This window comes from Flavobacterium gelatinilyticum (assembly GCF_027111295.1).
GTDB classification, from domain to species: Bacteria; Bacteroidota; Bacteroidia; order Flavobacteriales; family Flavobacteriaceae; genus Flavobacterium; species Flavobacterium gelatinilyticum.
This window is the reverse complement of sequence record NZ_CP114287.1, coordinates 2,555,745-2,573,319: the sequence shown is the minus strand read 5'-3', so window position 1 is coordinate 2,573,319 and position 17,575 is coordinate 2,555,745. Positions and strand designations below refer to the sequence as shown.

Annotated in this window: 14 protein-coding genes and 2 tRNA genes; 8 read left to right on the top strand and 8 right to left on the bottom strand. The window is 34.9% G+C overall.

Going from position 1 to position 17,575, the window contains the following annotated elements:
• Window positions 1–67 precede the first annotated feature (67 nt).
• The 3 genes from OZP11_RS10890 to map form a co-directional block, all read right to left on the bottom strand.
• Window positions 68–2,968, bottom strand: a complete 2,901-nt coding sequence (locus tag OZP11_RS10890) for a DEAD/DEAH box helicase (protein WP_281235227.1) — start codon at window positions 2,966–2,968, stop codon at window positions 68–70.
• Between the two features lie 121 nt (window positions 2,969–3,089).
• A complete protein-coding gene (locus tag OZP11_RS10885) occupies window positions 3,090–3,863 on the bottom strand; it encodes a class I SAM-dependent methyltransferase (RefSeq protein ID WP_281235226.1) in 774 nt (257 codons plus the stop codon).
• A 24-nt stretch (window positions 3,864–3,887) separates the two neighbouring features.
• Entirely contained in the window at window positions 3,888–4,706 is an 819-nt protein-coding gene (gene map / locus OZP11_RS10880; RefSeq protein ID WP_281235225.1) for a type I methionyl aminopeptidase, read from the bottom strand.
• A gap of 244 nt (window positions 4,707–4,950) precedes the next feature.
• On the opposite strand from map, the gene OZP11_RS10875 reads away from it, so the two are divergent.
• A complete protein-coding gene (locus OZP11_RS10875) occupies window positions 4,951–6,204 on the top strand; it encodes a DUF445 domain-containing protein (protein WP_281235224.1) in 1,254 nt (417 codons plus the stop codon).
• 110 nt (window positions 6,205–6,314) lie between these two features.
• On the opposite strand, the gene gpmI is transcribed toward OZP11_RS10875, so the two are convergent.
• The gene (gene gpmI, locus OZP11_RS10870; RefSeq protein WP_281235223.1) at window positions 6,315–7,832 is read right to left on the bottom strand and encodes a 2,3-bisphosphoglycerate-independent phosphoglycerate mutase; all 1,518 of its coding nucleotides are present in this window, start codon (window positions 7,830–7,832) and stop codon (window positions 6,315–6,317) included.
• A 141-nt stretch (window positions 7,833–7,973) separates the two neighbouring features.
• Entirely contained in the window at window positions 7,974–10,400 is a 2,427-nt protein-coding gene (locus OZP11_RS10865; RefSeq protein WP_281235222.1) for a DUF5916 domain-containing protein, read from the bottom strand.
• Window positions 10,401–10,702: 302 nt separating this feature from the next.
• Here OZP11_RS10865 and OZP11_RS10860 point away from each other — a divergent pair, with 302 nt between their 5' ends.
• A complete protein-coding gene (locus OZP11_RS10860) occupies window positions 10,703–11,428 on the top strand; it encodes a murein L,D-transpeptidase catalytic domain family protein (protein WP_281235221.1) in 726 nt (241 codons plus the stop codon).
• On the opposite strand, the gene OZP11_RS10855 is transcribed toward OZP11_RS10860, so the two are convergent.
• Together OZP11_RS10855 and OZP11_RS10850 are read right to left on the bottom strand one after the other, a co-directional pair.
• A complete protein-coding gene (locus OZP11_RS10855) occupies window positions 11,417–13,006 on the bottom strand; it encodes a L,D-transpeptidase family protein (protein WP_281235220.1) in 1,590 nt (529 codons plus the stop codon). The two genes, OZP11_RS10860 and OZP11_RS10855, sit on opposite strands and share 12 nt — an antisense overlap.
• Before the next feature lies 1 nt (window position 13,007).
• The gene (locus tag OZP11_RS10850) at window positions 13,008–13,445 is read right to left on the bottom strand and encodes a GNAT family N-acetyltransferase (RefSeq protein ID WP_281235219.1); all 438 of its coding nucleotides are present in this window, start codon (window positions 13,443–13,445) and stop codon (window positions 13,008–13,010) included.
• 134 nt (window positions 13,446–13,579) lie between these two features.
• Here OZP11_RS10850 and OZP11_RS10845 point away from each other — a divergent pair.
• Together OZP11_RS10845 and OZP11_RS10840 are read left to right on the top strand one after the other, a co-directional pair.
• Window positions 13,580–13,652 (top strand) — tRNA-Gly (locus OZP11_RS10845).
• Between the two features lie 106 nt (window positions 13,653–13,758).
• A tRNA-Gly gene (locus OZP11_RS10840) sits at window positions 13,759–13,831 on the top strand.
• A 121-nt stretch (window positions 13,832–13,952) separates the two neighbouring features.
• Here OZP11_RS10840 and pepE read toward each other — a convergent pair.
• Complete coding sequence (pepE, locus tag OZP11_RS10835) at window positions 13,953–14,660, bottom strand: dipeptidase PepE (protein WP_281235218.1); 708 nt, start codon at window positions 14,658–14,660, stop codon at window positions 13,953–13,955.
• A gap of 164 nt (window positions 14,661–14,824) precedes the next feature.
• Here pepE and OZP11_RS10830 point away from each other — a divergent pair, with 164 nt between their 5' ends.
• The 4 genes from OZP11_RS10830 to OZP11_RS10815 are packed head-to-tail and all read left to right on the top strand — an operon-like array spanning window position 14,825 to window position 17,549.
• Complete coding sequence (locus OZP11_RS10830; RefSeq protein WP_281235217.1) at window positions 14,825–15,592, top strand: carboxypeptidase-like regulatory domain-containing protein; 768 nt, start codon at window positions 14,825–14,827, stop codon at window positions 15,590–15,592.
• Window positions 15,579–16,307, top strand: coding sequence for a carboxypeptidase-like regulatory domain-containing protein (locus OZP11_RS10825; RefSeq protein WP_281235216.1), 729 nt, complete (start codon window positions 15,579–15,581; stop codon window positions 16,305–16,307). Before OZP11_RS10830 ends, OZP11_RS10825 begins: the two co-directional genes overlap by 14 nt.
• Entirely contained in the window at window positions 16,297–17,046 is a 750-nt protein-coding gene (bamP, locus tag OZP11_RS10820) for a BamP family beta-barrel-assembly machinery protein (RefSeq protein WP_281235215.1), read from the top strand. The genes OZP11_RS10825 and bamP overlap by 11 nt, the downstream gene beginning before the upstream one ends.
• An 8-nt stretch (window positions 17,047–17,054) precedes the next feature.
• Window positions 17,055–17,549: a DUF6702 family protein gene (locus tag OZP11_RS10815; RefSeq protein ID WP_349293777.1), complete on the top strand. Its 495-nt coding sequence runs from the start codon at window positions 17,055–17,057 to the stop codon at window positions 17,547–17,549.
• Window positions 17,550–17,575 lie beyond the last annotated feature (26 nt).

Sequence of the window (17,575 nt, the reverse complement as noted above, 5' to 3'; positions counted from 1 at the left end):
TACGTTGTAAGATTGTAAATATAAGAATTTTATTAAACGTAGTAAGATGCCGTATTATTAGTTTTTGTTAAGAATTTAAAATGTACTCTAAATTAGCTTCGATTTCGTCGTTAATATAACTTTCTTCCAAAAGCGAATCCGATAACAGTTTTTTATTTTCCTGCAGTTTGATGATCTTTTCTTCTACCGTATTTTTCGAAATAAATCGAATTACGTTTACTTTATTCAACTGCCCAATTCTATGCGCTCGTCCCACGCCCTGCTTTTCAGCAAAAGGATTCCACCACGGGTCAAGGAATAAAACATAAGATGCTTTGGTAATATTTAACCCAACACCACCGGCTTTAAGTGAAATAAAAAACAACAACGGGTTTTCATTTTCCTGAAACAGTTTTACCTGTTGTTCTCTTTTTGCCGAAGGAGTTTCTCCGGTAATTTCGCAGAATGCTATTTTATTTTCTTTGCACCAATCTGTGTAGAAATTCAAATTGGTAACAAACGAACTGAAAATGATTACTTTTTGTTTTGCTTTTACTAAGTTTTCAAGATAATTGGTAACTGCAATAAATTTCCCTGAATCAATTTCAGACTCCATATCGACCATTTTAGGATGGTTGCTCAGTTGTCTTAGTTTCATCAAAGTATTGATAATGCTGATTTTATCCGGGCTTGAACCATCTGTTTTAAGCAGGAAGTTACGCGCTTTAGATTTTTCCTGCTCATATAATTTTTCCTGCTCAGGATCCATATCGCAATAATAAATCTGTTCTGTTAATTCCGGTAAATCTTTTAAAACCTGCTCTTTAGTTCTTCTTAAAATATAAGGCTGCACCAGATTTTTTAATTCAGCTAAAACATCCTCGTTCTGCTTTTTCTCAATTGGATTTTTAAAATTTTCCATAAAAAAAGCATAACTTCCTAAAATATCCGGATTTATAAACTGCATCTGCGACCACAAATCGTCAAGCGAATTTTCGATTGGCGTACCGCTTAAAGCAATTTTATGTCCTGTACTGATTTTGTTTATTGCTTTGAAAATCTTAGAATTTTTGTTTTTGATGTACTGGCTTTCGTCCAGAATCAAATAACGGAAATTGTATTTTTCAAGAATCGATATATCTCGATGGATGATGCTGTAACTTGTAAAAATTAAATCAGATGTTTCTAACCGGCTCACTACAGATTTTCTGTCATTGCCTACATATTGCACTTTCGAGAAGTGAGGTGTAAATTTTCCGGCCTCGTTAAACCAGTTAAAAACCAATGACGACGGCAGAACAATCAACGCTTTTAATGGTTCTCTTTCGGTTGTGGTTTCGTTAGAAAATAAATCAAAATTGGTAGTTTTGGTTGTAAAGCCCAATTGTTCCTGTACCGAAACCAGAACAGCCAGAGTCTGCAGTGTTTTTCCAAGACCCATATCATCGGCCAGACACGCACCTAAATTAGAATTGAAATGCCCCAAAAGCCATTTTACCCCATCAATCTGATACGGTCTTAAAGTCGCTTTCAGTAAATCCGAAGCAATATATTCGGCTTTTGTGATAATATCGCTGTCTATTTCGGCAATTCCGTCCAGAGCAGTAAAATTACTTTTTCGTAAAAGAAGCGCTCCGTTTTCGGTATTAGCCAGTTTTGCCAGAGAACTGTATTTGCTGAACCATTCCAGCGGAATTAAAAAATAATTCCCGTCCGTGAGCATAAAGAGTCTTTCTTTACTTTTGATATTTGGAATAATTTCGCTGAAATTAATGGTGTAATTGCCAATCGTAATGATGATTTTAATATCAAACCAGTCTTCTTTGGTTTCTTTTGAAGCCGAAATAGTATGGCTTCCGGTTATGATTTCTTTGCTTTCGAGTTTTAAATTTTGAATAGTAAAACCGAGTTTTTCCAGTTTTTCTTTGTTATCAATAATTAATTGAATGTTGGTATAAGGATCTGCGTTTTCTTCTTCTGAATCTAATCCGAATAACTCATTTTTGATTTTTATTAAGCCAGTTTCGTATAGTTTTTCGGTATATAAATTTTCTGCAGTATTTCGTTTAAACTGAATTATTTTAGGTTCATTGGCAACGCTGAAATCAACAAATGAATGTGTTTTTTTAGTTTTATTGGCATCAAATACATAACCGTTATAATCAAAATACAGGTTGAGGTAATAGCAGTTTTTAAAGAAATCAAAAACGGGCTGAATCGTGCAGGAAACAATAGTATCACGAAGTTCGACTTCAAAACCTGTAGCTTCAATGTCGATTTTTTTAGCTATTTCGGGAATGAAATTTTTAAAATAATTATCAACTAATTTAGAAGGTATTTCGATTGATTTCTTTTTTAAAAAAGGAGTCAGTTTTTTAGAATTCAGTTCTTTCAACTGTCCTAATTTTTTGTTGACAATCAGCCAGCCAGGTTCGTCCAGAAGAATTTCAACATGATTTTCCATGGGCAGAAATGAAGTTTCGTTTTCTTTTAACGAAAGGGTATAAGTAATACCTTCTTCATGTTTGTCAAACTGAATCTGAGGTTCAAAATCAAGAGGATCGATACTTACTCTGGAGCGGTAAAAATCTTTTTCAATTCCCATATTAATAGATAATGGAAACTGATCTTTAACTATTATGTCGTAAAAGGAACTTAAATTGAGTTTTAAATGCTGGCGAATGGCAAAATCAATCTTTGAATCTTTGTACAAATCTGCAATAGTTTTAGCCGATTTGATTTTAGCACTGAATTTTTTGAAGATAAATTCGGGCTTTAAGGATTCGCAGGCAGTCAGTATTCTTTTGGTATTGGAATCTAAATTTTCAAAAACGATTCCAAAGCTTTCCAGTACATCGTTACTGGCTTTTTTGTTTAAATATTTAATTTCTTTGGTGTTCTCAACAATATAGGCTGTTGGGATGAAGACATTCAGATTTTTTTCGAAACTGATGTCAAAGCAGAACTGAAATGAATTTGTAGGTTGCAAGGTTTAGGGATTTGGTTAGGCTTGTATTTGGGGATTGGGCTAAAAAAATAAAGAGTTTTCAAAATATTAATACTTTGAAAACTCTTTTTTAAATGAACTATATCACTTATAGGGTGAAAAATTAGTTTTCCTGTTTAAAGCAAAGCGGAATAATTTCGCCTTTTGCCAAACAGTATTTTTCAACCAGTTCAGGTGCAATTTTATTGGTGTAATCCTCTTCGATTACAATAAAACCGATGCTTCTTAATTTATCAAAATAATCGCGTCCGTAAATACGAACGTGATCGTACTGGCCAAAGATTCTCGCACGTTCTTTTTGGTCTGTAATCGAATCATCAGCAAATGTAACTTCACGTGATAAATCCTGCGGAATTTGTAAAACAGCCATACCGCCCGGTTTTAAAACACGGAATAATTCCTGCATGGCTTTCGTATCATCCGGAATATGTTCTAAAACGTGATTGCATAAAATAACGTCGTATTCGTTGTCCTTGAAAGGTAAATTGCAGATATCTGCTTTTACATCGGCCAATGGCGAAAACAAATCAGTTGTCGTATAATCAAGGTTTTTCTGCTTGCGGAATCTTTTGTAAAAAGCTTGTTCCGGAGCAAAATGCAATACTTTTTTGGGTGCTGTGAAAAAATCAGTCTGATCGTTTAAATACAGCCAAAGCAAACGGTGTCTTTCTAACGAAAGTGTACTTGGTGAAAGTACATTGTTACGTTGTTTTCCGTATCCGTAAGGTAAAAACGATCTAAAGCTTTTTCCATCAATAGGATCTGTAAATTTATCTCCTTTTAATGAAAAGGCTAAAATAGGACGAGCCACATAACTCAAACGAATTAATAATGGACGCGGTATTGTATTAAGTACAAGTTTAAATAATTTTTTCACAAGTTTAGATTCGGGTTGTTTTTATTATAGAACCAACGGCACTTTTCGGAATTCATCTTCTTCATTGCTTTCGATTCCTAAAGCTTTATAGATGTATTGAAAAGTCGATAATAATTCAGGTTTGCCATCGACAAGAGCTACATCATGTTCGAAATGCGCACTTGCTTTTCCATCGGCAGTTGTAATTGTCCAGCCGTCTTTATGCTGTTTGATATTTTTTGTTCCAAGGTTAATCATTGGCTCAATTGCTACAACCATTCCTTCAACAAAAAGTTTTCCCCGGCCGCGTTTTCCGTAGTTTGGCATTTCCGGTTCTTCGTGCATTTTTTGCCCAACACCGTGCCCAACCAATTCGCGGACTACTCCATAACCGTGAGCTTCAGTATATTTTTGGATTGCGTTTCCAACATCTTCAACGCGGTTTCCCGCTTTAAACTCTCTAATTCCAACGTAAAGAGATTCCTTAGTCACCTGCAGAAGTTTTTTAACTTCAGGAGCAACTTCTCCAATTTCGAAACTGTACGCGTGATCTCCGTGATAGCCGTTTTTAAAAGCACCACAGTCTACAGATATTACATCACCGCTTTGTAAAGGCGTATTGTTTGGAATTCCGTGAACAACCTGCGAATTCGGGCTCATACAAAGCGAATTCGGGAAACCGTACAATCCTAAAAAGCTGGGAACTGCACCGTGATCGCGAATGAATTCTTCGGCTAATTTATCTAGATATAATGTAGTAACTCCTTCTTTAATTTCAGAAGCAATCATTCCTAGTGTTTTTGATACGATCAAAGCACTTTCGCGCATTAATTCGATTTCTTCTCTGGTTTTTTGGATAATCATATTTTTCAGATTTTCAGTTGGCAAAAATACAATTTTTATCTCATTTTTTAAGTGATTTTTTCGTCGCAAATTCACGATTATCTCAAATAAAAAACTTTAAAAATCGAATCTCACAAACTTCATTATTAAAAAATTTAAAGATGAAGTTTAAAATAGTTCGTGAATTCGCAGCGATTAAACAATCGATAGAGTTAAAGTGTTTGAGAAAAAAGCCATAAATTAGTAGTAAAAACGTTTTGTAATCATGAAAACTACTATAGATCAAGATATTGTTAAAGTAAAAGCGCTTAGAAAAATGAAGCGAAATGCTTTGGCGCTTTTGGGAGTGGCGGTGCTCCTGTTTATAATTGCCATTTACTTTAAAATTCCAATGCTGCAGGCTTTCAGCGAAGCGGCAATGGTGGGCGGTATTGCCGACTGGTTTGCTGTTGTGGCTTTGTTTCGTCATCCTATGGGAATTCCAATCTGGCATACGGCTATTATTCCGACCAAAAAAAATGAAATAGGGGAGAATCTTGGGAATTTTGTTTCAGAAGAATTTCTGAACCGCGAAAAAATGGAAATGAAACTCGAAGAATTCAATTTTGCCGTAAAGGCTTCTGACTGGCTTTCGCAGGAAGAAAATGCCAATAAAATTGCCAATGTTGTTGCAGTAAATCTTATTCCCGGAATTTTAAAAACAATAAAAGATGAAGATGTACGACGATTTATTCAGGTTCAGTTTAAGGAAAAACTCGAAGGGATAAATTTTGGAAACTGGGTTGCACTGGCTTTGGAACCGCTGCAAAAAGGAAATCTGAAAAATCAAATGCTGACGAATCTTCTTGAAGTGATGAGCAGTGAATTAACTAACAATAAAGATTTAATCAGGAAGAAGGTAAAAGCATCAACGCCTTTTTTAAGTTTCGGACTGGCGGATAAAAGTATAACCGAAGGGGTTTTTAATGGTTTGCAGGATTTTTTAAATGAAGCTAAAAATCCGGAAAGTACCGTTCGCTTAAAAATTGATGAGTATATTTTTAACTTTTTAGAAAAAGTAAAAAACTCCGAAGAAATGCGAATTAAAATTAACGATATGATCTTAGGTTTCGTTGGGAAAAAAGAAGTTCAGGATTATATCAACGGAATTTGGGACGAAATAAAACTGTCGATTAAAAATGATTTAAATAAAGGTGATGAATCTTCTATCAAAAATAATATCGCCAGTCTGATTCAGGGTTTTGGAACCGGAATCAAGGAAGATCCTGTTATGATCGATAAAATCAATAACTTCATTAAAAACGATCTTTTATCTGTGCTTTTGAATAATAAAAAAGTGATTGGCGATTTGATTTCATCAACCGTAAAAAGCTGGGACGGAAAAGAAGTTTCAGAAAAACTGGAATTGGAAATTGGAAAAGACCTTCAATATATCCGAATCAACGGAACGTTAGTAGGCGGTGTTATTGGACTTATAATTTATGGAGTAGAACAATTGTATCATTTTTTTATAATGTGATATCTGCAATGACAAATAAGCGCAAAAAGAGAGGCAAATTCCTAAGAATTCGCCTCTCTTTTGTCAGCTCTATTTAAATGAACTTATATCACTTATATGGTTAAAACCTTTTACAAAAGTGAATGACAAGTCATAGCATTTGGCTGCTGTACTCCCATTAATTCCAAAATAGTTGGAGCAATATCGCCTAAAACACCATCGTTTATGCTTTTTAATTGTTTGTCAACTAAAATAATCGGCACCGGGTTTGTTGTGTGTGCAGTATTCGGGCTTCCGTCAGGATTAATCATGGTTTCGCAGTTTCCGTGGTCAGCAATTACAATTGTGGTGTAATCGTTGGCAAGAGCTGCATCGATAACTTGTTTTGCACAGGCATCAACCGCTTCACAGGCCTTAATTGCTGCTTCCATAATTCCGGTATGTCCAACCATGTCGCCGTTTGCGAAGTTTAAGCAAACGAAATCAACTTCACCTTTGTTTAATTCAGGAACAAGGGCATCTGCCAATTCGTAAGCACTCATTTCAGGTTTTAAATCGTAAGTCGCTACTTTTGGAGAGTTTCTTAGGATTCTTGATTCGCCTTCAAACGGAACTTCTCTTCCTCCTGAGAAGAAGAAGGTTACGTGAGGATATTTCTCAGTTTCGGCAATGCGTATTTGTTTTTTACCCGCTTTTTCTAAAACTTCACCAAGAGTTTCTGTAATATTATCTTTGTTGTAAACTACTTTTACGTTTTGGTACGTTTCGTCGTAGTTAGTAAGCGTAACATAATACAAGTTTATTTTGTGCATGTTCTGCTCGTGGAAATCGTGCTGCGAAAGTGCTTCTGTAAGTTCACGGCCTCTGTCTGTTCTAAAGTTAAAGAAGATAACCACATCACCTTCAACAATTGTTGCAAGCGGTTTTGCATTTTCATCAACCATAACAACAGGCTCGATAAATTCATCGGTTACCTCTTTTTCGTAGCTTTCAAGAACACTTGAAACCGGGTTTGTAGATGGAGTTCCAATTCCGTTAGCTACTAAATCGTAAGCCAGTTTTACACGTTCCCATCGTTTGTCACGATCCATCGCATAATAACGTCCCACGATTGAAGCGATTTTTACAGGAGTATCTTTAATATAATCTTCTAAATCGTGAATGTATTTTGCGCCGGATTTTGGGTCAACGTCACGTCCGTCTGTAAAAGCGTGAACATAAACCTGATCTAAACCATACTCCTGAGAAGCGTCAATTAACCCGCGCAGGTGAGAGGTATGTGAGTGAACACCTCCATCAGAAACCAGTCCTAAAAAGTGTACTTTTTTGTTGTTTTCTTTTGCGTATGTAAAAGCATCAATTAAAACTTGTTCTTTAGCCAGAGTTTTGTGGGCTACTGCTAAATTAATTTTTGCCAAATCCTGATATACAATTCTTCCCGCACCAAGGTTCATATGACCAACCTCGCTGTTTCCCATCTGCCCTTCAGGTAAACCAACGTTTAATCCATCAGTACGAAGCTGTGCACTTGGGTAATTTTTGTAAAGACTATTTATAAAAGGAACATTTGCATTGTCTATTGCAGATACTTTAGGGTCGGGAGATTTTCCCCAACCGTCTAAAATCATAAGGATAACTTTTTTGTTCATTACATTTTTGTTTTCTACAAATATAAGGCATTTCTAAAATTTGAAACCTGAGAAATGTTACATTTATATTTAATAAAATGAACTATAACAAAAAATACTTATTTTCTTGAATATGTCTGCATTTTTTAAAATTAATTCACGCTAAGCTTTCTTTCTGAGCTTATTTTTGACAGCGTTGTAGTCTATAAAATATTTTACGCTGATCGAAAAAATATGTTTTAAAGCATCGTTAGTCAGCAGATTGGTTACGTTACGCTTGAAATCTTTATCGATAATGCGTTCAAAGTTAGATGCGTTATTTCTGTACAAGGCAGACAGCTGGCTGCCGGGCGCGAACCACCAGGAATACGACAGATCTGCATTCCAGGAATAAAAACTCGAATTTTTGTTTTCGGTATACTGCGGGTACGGATCTAAATTTCCGTCTGAATCCAATTTTAGAATATTTTTATTTTCGGCAGAAGACCAATATTGGCGAACTGCCAGATTAAGTGTCATCGCACTGTTAATGGCATATTTGCCGTTTAAAGTATTGGCGTAGGTAATAACATCGCGGTTTGCAAAAACAATAGTTTCCGGAGTTTCTTCATAATCGTCATCATCATAACTGTCGATGTAACCTTTGTTGTTGTTTCTTTTTAGAAAACTAAAAGTATAAGTCAGTAAAAGTTTGTCGTTAAAACGGTATCTCGGTCCAATATCCACACCGTAAGCGGCTCTTCCTTTTTCATCGGTAACCGAAATAGAAGGGTTTAAATCTAAAGCGAATTTATGGTTGTAATTGGTTGAAACACTTGCCCAGAAATCAACTTTTCTTGGCATCAAAACATATCGTCCATCGGTTCTGGGTTCATAGTAGTCATACATTTCTATAGGGAAAACGGTAATTCCCATTCCGTAATAATTGTTTTTTACGGTTGTTAAATTTACATTGACATTAATATTGGCATCCTGTGTTTTTCCGGAATCTTTGTTGAATTCAATATAATTATTAAGGTTAATTCTAAAGCTGTTGAAAAGTTTCGTTGGGTTTAGAATTCTGTAATTGACATTATTGAAGAAGTTATAATAATTGGTATAGAAATTAATCCCCAAGTCGTTAGGATTAAAATCTTTGGTGACAAAATCTGATCCAAAACTATAACGGTATTTGCCGCTCGTTTCTGCAAAACCAATCGTTGCATACATTCCTTTTTTGTCCTCTTCGGCATTTATGGTGCTGTATTTTACATTTCCTGATAAATTATACGTATTGGCCTTTGTATTTAAATCCCAAACCAGACCAGTTACATTTGCATCTCTAAAATGACTGTTTCTGGTAACATTTGTATTTATAAAAGTAACCGATGAAGTTTTTCTAAAACGCTGGTCAAGAACCAAAACATTGTAATTAGCAAGCGGTTCTGCCACGACACGTCTTTCTGCACCTGTAATAGTGTCTTTTATAGTGGCAAATGTTTTTTCGGTAACAGCATTAAGGATTCCAATGCCTAAGCCGTTTTTGGTTCTTCCTGAAAGTTTTAGGGCATTAATTAAATTGACGTTTTGAACCTGTTCAATTATTTCTTCATTATCATTCAGTTCCGGTTCCGGTGGTCTGCCGCCAATTCTTCTGGAATAAAACATTTTACCTTTATTAAATAAATCGGTTCCTTCGGTAAAAAAAGCCCTGTTTTCGTTAAACTGCTGTTCAAACGGGCCTAAATTTAAAATCTGGTCATCGTATTTGGTCTGCCCAAAATCAGGAATCAAAATAGCGTCAATAGTAAAAGCATCGTTGATTCCGTATTTAATGTCCATGCCGCCTTTTATCGTTCCGTAAGTTTTTTGTCCCTCACCGGCATTTAAATAATACGAAGCATAAGGCATAAAAAACAAACGGGTAGGAGGTTTGATGTTTTCGATTCCGGTTAAAATTCCGGCTTGCTGTGTAAAGGTTCCCACTTTCTGATCAACAAAGTTCCAGGTATACTTATAGCGCGTTCTTTTTATTTCCCTGAAAAAATTAATCCCCCAGGTTTGTTTGTTTTCAGTCGAAAAACGCAGTGCCGAATATGGGATTTTCATTTCTACAACCCATCCGTCCTCTGTCAGCAGCGCTTTGCTAATCCAGACTGCATCCCAGGAATAATCTTCGCCGGTGGCATCAGTCATAATACAGTCACCCTGAACATCTGCTGCCGAGACATAAAACATGAAATCCTGTTGTCCGTCATTAAAACCATTAATGAAAACCCCAAAAAGATCGGCGGTTCCAAAATTATCACGCTGCGAAATCTCTTTTAGAATTTTATTGGGTTCATCATCGTACATTTTTGCTCCTATATATATGGCATCATTATCATATACAATTCTGACTTCTGTTTTTTTACCTTCAGGAGCAGGTTTTCCGTTATCAGGTTCAAGAGTGATAAAGTCCGAGGCTGCCGGAGCATTTTTCCATGCTGCTTCATTTAGTTTTCCATCAATAGTAATGCTCTGCAAAACAGACTGTGCCTGTAATACTTTTTTTTGTCCGTAATTACAGAAAGTGCAGAATAGAAAAACAAATAAAACGGTGGTTTTCATTGAAATTTTAAATAGAAAAATTACTGTAAATGTACTTTAATATAGAGATAATAGACCGTAATTTTTTCTACTTGTTACAGTTTTCGTTTCATAATTTCCATTTTGTTTGGTTTTTTTTAAGAAATAAAGCCTAAATATTAGCGTTTTAAGCATAAGATAAAATCTTACATAAACAGCAGGATTATGTTAATAATGTTAAATTTTAAACAAAAAAGGCCTGATTTTCAGGCTTGTATTTGTCGAGGCTCGAATTTTTTCTACTTTTGTCCTACCCAAATTTATTATTAACCTAAAGAAATTCAATGATTTACAAAATTTATCCGCTACTTGTGTTTTTATTATTATCTTTTGGTAAAGATTCAAAAAGCACAGCCGACGTAAAAACAACAGTAACAAAAACAATTGCAAAAGTTGAAAATAAACTGACTGTTGAATCAAAAATTGAGAGTATTTATAACTCATTAAATTCGAACAATTACAAACTTCCTGAGTTAAAAACTTTTTCTGAAGCTATGAAAGGCTTTTATCTTTTGAAAGAAAGAGGAATTATTCAGAAAAACATTTTGACTTTAATTGATTTTAGTCTGTCATCCAATACAAAACGTCTTTGGGTAATCGATATGACTACAAATACTATTTTATTTAATTCTTTGGTGGCTCACGGAAGAAATACGGGTGAAGAATTTGCAACCGCTTTTTCAAACTTAAATTCTTCTTTTAAAAGCAGCTTAGGTTTTTATACTACCGGCGAAATCTATCAGGGAAAACATGGTGCTTCATTACGTTTAGACGGTTTAGAAAAAGGTCTGAACAGTAATGCCCGCGAAAGAGGTGTTGTAATGCACGGTGCCGATTATGTTTCTGAATCGTTCATCAGAGATCACAAAAGATTAGGCAGAAGCCAGGGTTGTCCAGCAGTTCCGGTGGAATTGACAGATGAGATAATCGAAACAATTAAAGATAAATCATGTTTGTATATCTACCATCCGTCAAGAACTTTTACGATGGAAGAAAAATTAATTTCGTAGATTATTATACAATTCGGAATCTAAATTATATATATCAGCTCTGAAAATGAGCTGATTTTTTTTGCTCCATGCTGTCCAGTACCACTGGTATAAAGCATATTTTTTTGTAATTCTGATACTGGTTGTTTTTTTTGAAGCAATTATAGTGTCGATCTTAACTTTAGAAAATCTTTCAGAATCATCCAGAATATGTTCTGCCAGTTCAAGCGGATTTTCCACACGCACGCAGCCGGAGCTTAAAGAACGGTTGGTTCGGACAAAATTACTCCTGTGATTGGTGTCGTGCAGATACACGCTGTGATGATTAGGGAATAAGATTTTCATTAAACCCAATGAATTATTATAGCCCGGACTTTGCACGTATCTGTAGCTGTTAGGTCTGTTTTCGTTCCACGCCGATGGTTCCACGACATTTCCGGAACTGTCGTAAATCGTAATATTCTTTTTAGCTAAATAATTCCTGTTTTTTTTCATGGCTGGAACCACATCTTCTTTTAAAATAGTAGGCGGGACAGTCCAGGTTGGGTTGAAAACAACTGTTTTTAAAACAGATGTTATAATTGGTGTTTTTCTTTTGCTGGTTCCCACTACAACATTTCGAACCAAAGTAGTGTCTTGGTTTTCAACTACATTTAAACTGTAATCCGGAATATTAATGATGAAATAGTTTTCTGCTAACTCATTAGGGTACCATCTCCAGCGTTCCAAATTGGCAATAATCTGCTGTTTTCTTCTTTCTTTAGAGTAATTTAAGGCATTAATGGTTCCCTGGCCAATAACCCCGTCATCAGCTAAGCCATGTCTGGCCTGAAATTTTTTGATCGATTCAAATGTTTTTTGATCATATATATTAGTAAGGCTGTCTTTTCCGGACATATCTTTCCAGAACAGTAGTTTTTTCTTAATTGTTATAAGAGCGGTATTTGTGTCTTTTACCGTAATTTTCTTGAGCGATCCAATGTTTGCGGCCTCTATGTCTTCATCAGGAAACGAATTGATTAGTTCCAGTGATTTTAATAATTGCTTATACGTTTCTGATTTTGGCTGGATGTTTTCGACAACACTATCCAGTTTATTTTTGTTGAAAGCCTTTATTAAAATAGTATTGGCATCGAATGTTTTTTCATCGAGATCCCAGTCTGTATAAAGTTTTTTGGGATCGAGTTTTCCCTGGTACAAATGTTTTAGGTATTTCTCGAAATTATATGTCAGCAGAATATCGTAAGTGGCTAATTCAGTATCGTTTAGTTTGCTGATTCTGCTTTCTAATTTTAGTAATTGCGAAGTTTTATAGTCTTCCGGATCTAATCCTAGTTCTGCGGCTTTTTCTAATTGAGATAAAACGTATTTTCTTTTTTTTAAGTTTCCCCAAACCGATTTATTTTCAGAAGCGCTGTAAAACTGTTTAAGCGTCTCGCTTTTAAAAGTGCTTAATAAAGCCGTGTCTACTTCTACTTTTCTCTCATCTGTAAGGATAATAGGAGGAGCTTTTTTAACTTGGACAGGAATGGGTTTTGGTGTTTCTTTTTTACAGCTTATTATACTGCATATCAATAAAAAAAAGTAAAATTTCTTCATTCTATAATTTTTTAAACATTAGATAATGTTCGCCTACATCTTTAATTTCAAAGGGATCACCCATAATCTGGTATCCCAGCTTTTTGTAAAAACCAGTTGCTGCGGTTCTGGCATTAAACCAAATAAGTTCCGTTTTATTGTCTTTGCAATATTTTTCGCAATGTTTTACTAAAGCGTCTCCAAATCCTTTTTTCTGATGGTTTTCGAGAATAGCCATACCGCGAATCTGTCTCTGATTTTTTTCGGCAAATATAGGGTTCGTTTGTTTAAATAACGAAATAATTCCTGTTAAATCTTCATTTTTGTACAAGCCAAAGTGATGTGTCGTATCGAGATCATCACCTTCAAAGATGCAGGATTCTATAGGTTTTCCTTTTCTAAGTACGGGCTGACGGACAATATAAGTTTCTTTTGACGGGATTTCTTTGATTGTATTCATGATTTTTGAAAAATAATTGCTTTTATAACTTTTTAATTTTAAATAGGTTATAAAATAATGTTGATTTTTATTAATTTTTTTTGACCAAAAGCTTGTTTTGAACTGAACTTTCTTTCTATATTTGCACCACCAATGCGAAAGTAGCTCAGTTGGTAGAGCTCCAGCCTTCCAAGCTGGTTGTCGCGAGTTCGAGCCTCGTCTTTCGCTCTAAGAAAACAAAACTTCATCGTTTTGGTTTTTTTGTCAAAAGTAAATAATTTTTGATTTTTGTTTTTTAAAAAGAATTAATTATTTATATTTGCACCCTGTTAATGCGAAAGTAGCTCAGTTGGTAGAGCTCCAGCCTTCCAAGCTGGTTGTCGCGAGTTCGAGCCTCGTCTTTCGCTCTTCAAAAGCCTCAAACATTGTTTGAGGCTTTTTTGTTTTTATATCTTTTTATTTTTTTTAAACCATATAAGAAAAGTTTAGTGAATCAATAAACTTGTTATTACTTATATGGTTTAAAAATTATTTTAGACTACTCAAATCGCTTTCGGTTTCTAATTCTGCCGGCGTTTCGTTTTGTTTAAATAAACGTGCTGTTAAGTTTCCTTTTAAAGTAATTTTTTCCCCTTTAACTTCGAGCCAGCTTCCTTCTCTTAAGCCTAGAACGGGAATTGAATTAAAAGCATGAAATTCTTTAATTCTGGTTTCGCGGGTTTCGCCCATGTGTTTAGAATTAGCATCAGGATCCAGATAATGCGGATTTAAGTTGAATGGAATTAATCCTAAAGTCTGAAAACTTGGCGGATAAACAATCGGCATGTCGTTTGTTGTCTGCATAGACAAACCGCAGATATTACTTCCTGCACTGGTTCCAAGATACGGAGTGCCGTTCTTAACTTTTTCAGAAAGCAGCTGCATGATTTTGTTTTTGTATAACTGAGTTACCAGAACAAAAGTATTGCCTCCTCCGGTAAATATTCCTTCAGCATTTTGTACAGCTTCTTCAGTATTTTTAAATTCATGAATTCCCTGAAGATTCAGATTAATGGATGCAAAAGCTTCTGCTGCTTTTTTGGTATAATCATCGTGTGAAATACCGCCCGGACGAGCATACGGAATGAATAAAATGTTTTTGCAGTTTTTAAAATGTTCTTTTAAAACCGGCAGTAAATATTCTAAATAATTGCCGCCATGCAAGGTAGAAGTGCTTGCTATAATGATGCTTTTCATAATTTTTTTAAACTCATATTCTTTGTGCTAAAGATATTAAAAAAGTCTATTTTGAAATGTATGGCAGGAGTTTTAATTAACATATTTTTACCAACTCCTTAGTATTAAATTTGCAATACATTAGGATATTTTTACCTTTTAAATAATTTTCTAATTTTTTCATTTTGACAAAGAATATTGTGTTTTTTTTGGTTGCCGTTTTGAGTCAGAATTCCTGGGCTCAAAATCAGGAGCGCTCTGTTATCAATGGAAAAATAAAAGCAAATACTAACGATTTAGAAGGGGTATATGTTGTAAATGCTAAGACGGAGGAAATGACGACTACAGACGCTTCCGGAGCTTTTTCGATCTTAGCAAAGCCGGATGATACTTTGGTTTTTTCTTCGATTCAGTTTAAAGAAAGCAGGGTATTGCTGGCTGCAGAAAATTTTACTGATTTAAATTTTACCGTAAAACTCAGTCTGGTTATGCATCAGCTGCAGGAAGTGGTGGTGCGCAGATATGATAATATAAATGCGGTTTCTTTGGGAATCGTGCCTGCGGGACAAAAAACATACACAGAAGCCGAAAGAAAACTGCATACAGGAACGGCTTTAAATCCTGAAGCAAGTACAAGTGGTATGGCTGGCGGTTCTATTTCGGCAGATCCAATGTTTAACTTTTTTTCGGGACGTACCGCTATGCTGAAAAAAGAGGTTGAAGTAGAGAAAAAAGAATTTTTTATGAAACTTCTTGAAAAAATGTTCAGCCTTGAGCATTTTGTTGAGCGCTTGCAGATTCCTCTTGAATATGTAAAAGGATTCGAATATTATGCGGTTGAAAACGATAAATTTACAGCTATACTGAATTCAAAAAATAAAACTTCCACTGAATTTTTACTGGGTGAACTGGCAGTAAAATACAAAGAAATGATTGCAGGTGAGGTTAAATAAAGCTTTAAATATCATCGCATTTTTGGTTTTTGCTCAGTTTTGTGCGGGGCAAAATGCCGTTTCCAAAGAAATTTCAGGACAAATTTTCGAAAAATCTACTTCGGTTGACGCGGTAAATATTATTAATAACAATACACAGGTTTCGACAATTTCAGATGCTCAGGGACGATTTTCTATTGTGGCAAAAGAAGGTGATGTTTTGGTTTTTTCGTCGGTAAATCTCGAGCCTCTTAAAAGGCGGATTTCTGCTGAAGATCTTAATATGACTTCGCTTGTAATTAAAATGACACCCAAAGAAATTGAGTTGAAAGAAGTCGTAGTAAATGATAATCTGGGTATTACGGCTGAGAATTTAGGAATTGTGCCCCACGGACAGAAAACCTACACGCCGGCAGAAAGAAAAGTGTATACGGCAACTTCTACTTCGATTGATAAGATTCTGAATAAAATTTCAGGACGTACCACAATGCTGAAAAAAGAAGTAAATGTCGAGAAAAAAGAAGCTCTTTTTAGAAAAATAGAATATCTATTTGAAGAGAATTATTATACAGAAAGATTGAAAATTCCGGTCGATGATATCAAAGGATTTCAATTATATTGTGTGGATGATCCCGATTTTGCCGTATCTTTGAATACAAAGAACAAAACAATGAGTATGTTTTTGATCACAGATTTAGCCAGAAAATATCTAATAATTCTAGAAAATGAAAAATAAATTAGGAGTATTCGTTGTTTGCTTGTTTTGTCAAATTACTTTTGGACAAAATAATTTGAGAAAGCCGCTGCACGGTCAGGTTACAAATAAATCGCTGTCTATAGAAAGCGGATATGTATTGAATATTAATGCCAAATCAAGAACTTTTATTGGTCCGGGCGGGCTTTTTGATATTCTGGCACAGCCAAAAGATACCTTGTTGTTTACAGGTTTGGCATTTCAGTCAAAAAAAATAGTTTTAACAGAGAAAGATTGTTCTCAGATACTTTTTTCAGTGTCTTTAGAATTGGTCAGCAATGAATTGAAGGAGGTTTTGGTAAAAAAAGACCTAAAAGTAAAATCGCTGGACAAGAATACACAGAAATATGTGGATATGCAGTTTGAAGATGATAAGCAATCCGTAGCAAAAAATACAGTGATGTATTCTGATCAGACGATTAAATACGGAACAGATTTTGTCCGAATTTTTAAGGATGTCAAAAAACTGCTTTCAAAAAACGATGTAAAAGAAGAGGTGATTACAGATATTGCTTTTGTTGAATATTCTAAAGCGAATTTTAAAACAGATTTTTACACCAAAACACTTGGTTTAAAAGAAGATGAAATCGATTTGTTTTTAATGTACTGTTCAAACGACCCGGAATCAAAAAGACATCTTAATCCGGATCAGAAATTTGAACTGATCGATTTTTTAATCAATAAAAACAAAGAATTTAAACTTGTGAATGCCCAGCAGTAATGAAAAAAATGTTGATTTATTCTGTAATCGGGATATTGTTCTTATCGCTTTCGGCTTTTGCGTTTCATAAATTTTATGTGGGTGTTTTTCAGGTTGAATATGCATCCGAAAAAAAGATGATCCAGATTACATCGCGTATTTTTATTGATGATCTGAACAATGGACTTGAGAAGAAATATCACAAAAAAACATTTGTCGGGACCGAAAGAGAGACCTCGGAAGATCTTGATCTGCTGAGAAAATACCTTGCAGAAAATTTCACTATTAAAATTAATGGTCAGGTAAAAGCGATTACTTTTTTGTCTAAAGAGACAGAAGGCGATGTTCTGGTTTGTTATTCCCGAATAAAGGATGTTGACAAATTTAAAAACATCGAAATCTCAAATACAATACTGGTTGACTGGAATTCAGATCAGCAGAATATTACACATGTTTCAGTATTCGGCACCAAAAAGACAGTTCTCTTTACACAATCTTCAAGGAAAGAATTGTTAAAGTATTAATTAATAATTTGAATTACTATATTAAT

Coding starts and splice junctions, on each gene's coding strand:
- gpmI (WP_281235223.1), bottom strand. CDS start 7,832: ATGAACAAAAAAGTTATCCTTATGATTTTAGACGGTTGGGGAAAATCT.
- bamP (WP_281235215.1), top strand. CDS start 16,297: ATGAAAAATAAATTAGGAGTATTCGTTGTTTGCTTGTTTTGTCAAATT.
- OZP11_RS10875 (WP_281235224.1), top strand. CDS start 4,951: ATGAAAACTACTATAGATCAAGATATTGTTAAAGTAAAAGCGCTTAGA.
- pepE (WP_281235218.1), bottom strand. CDS start 14,660: ATGAAAAGCATCATTATAGCAAGCACTTCTACCTTGCATGGCGGCAAT.
- OZP11_RS10860 (WP_281235221.1), top strand. CDS start 10,703: ATGATTTACAAAATTTATCCGCTACTTGTGTTTTTATTATTATCTTTT.
- OZP11_RS10815 (WP_349293777.1), top strand. CDS start 17,055: ATGTTGATTTATTCTGTAATCGGGATATTGTTCTTATCGCTTTCGGCT.
- OZP11_RS10865 (WP_281235222.1), bottom strand. CDS start 10,400: ATGAAAACCACCGTTTTATTTGTTTTTCTATTCTGCACTTTCTGTAAT.
- OZP11_RS10855 (WP_281235220.1), bottom strand. CDS start 13,006: ATGAAGAAATTTTACTTTTTTTTATTGATATGCAGTATAATAAGCTGT.
- map (WP_281235225.1), bottom strand. CDS start 4,706: ATGATTATCCAAAAAACCAGAGAAGAAATCGAATTAATGCGCGAAAGT.
- OZP11_RS10850 (WP_281235219.1), bottom strand. CDS start 13,445: ATGAATACAATCAAAGAAATCCCGTCAAAAGAAACTTATATTGTCCGT.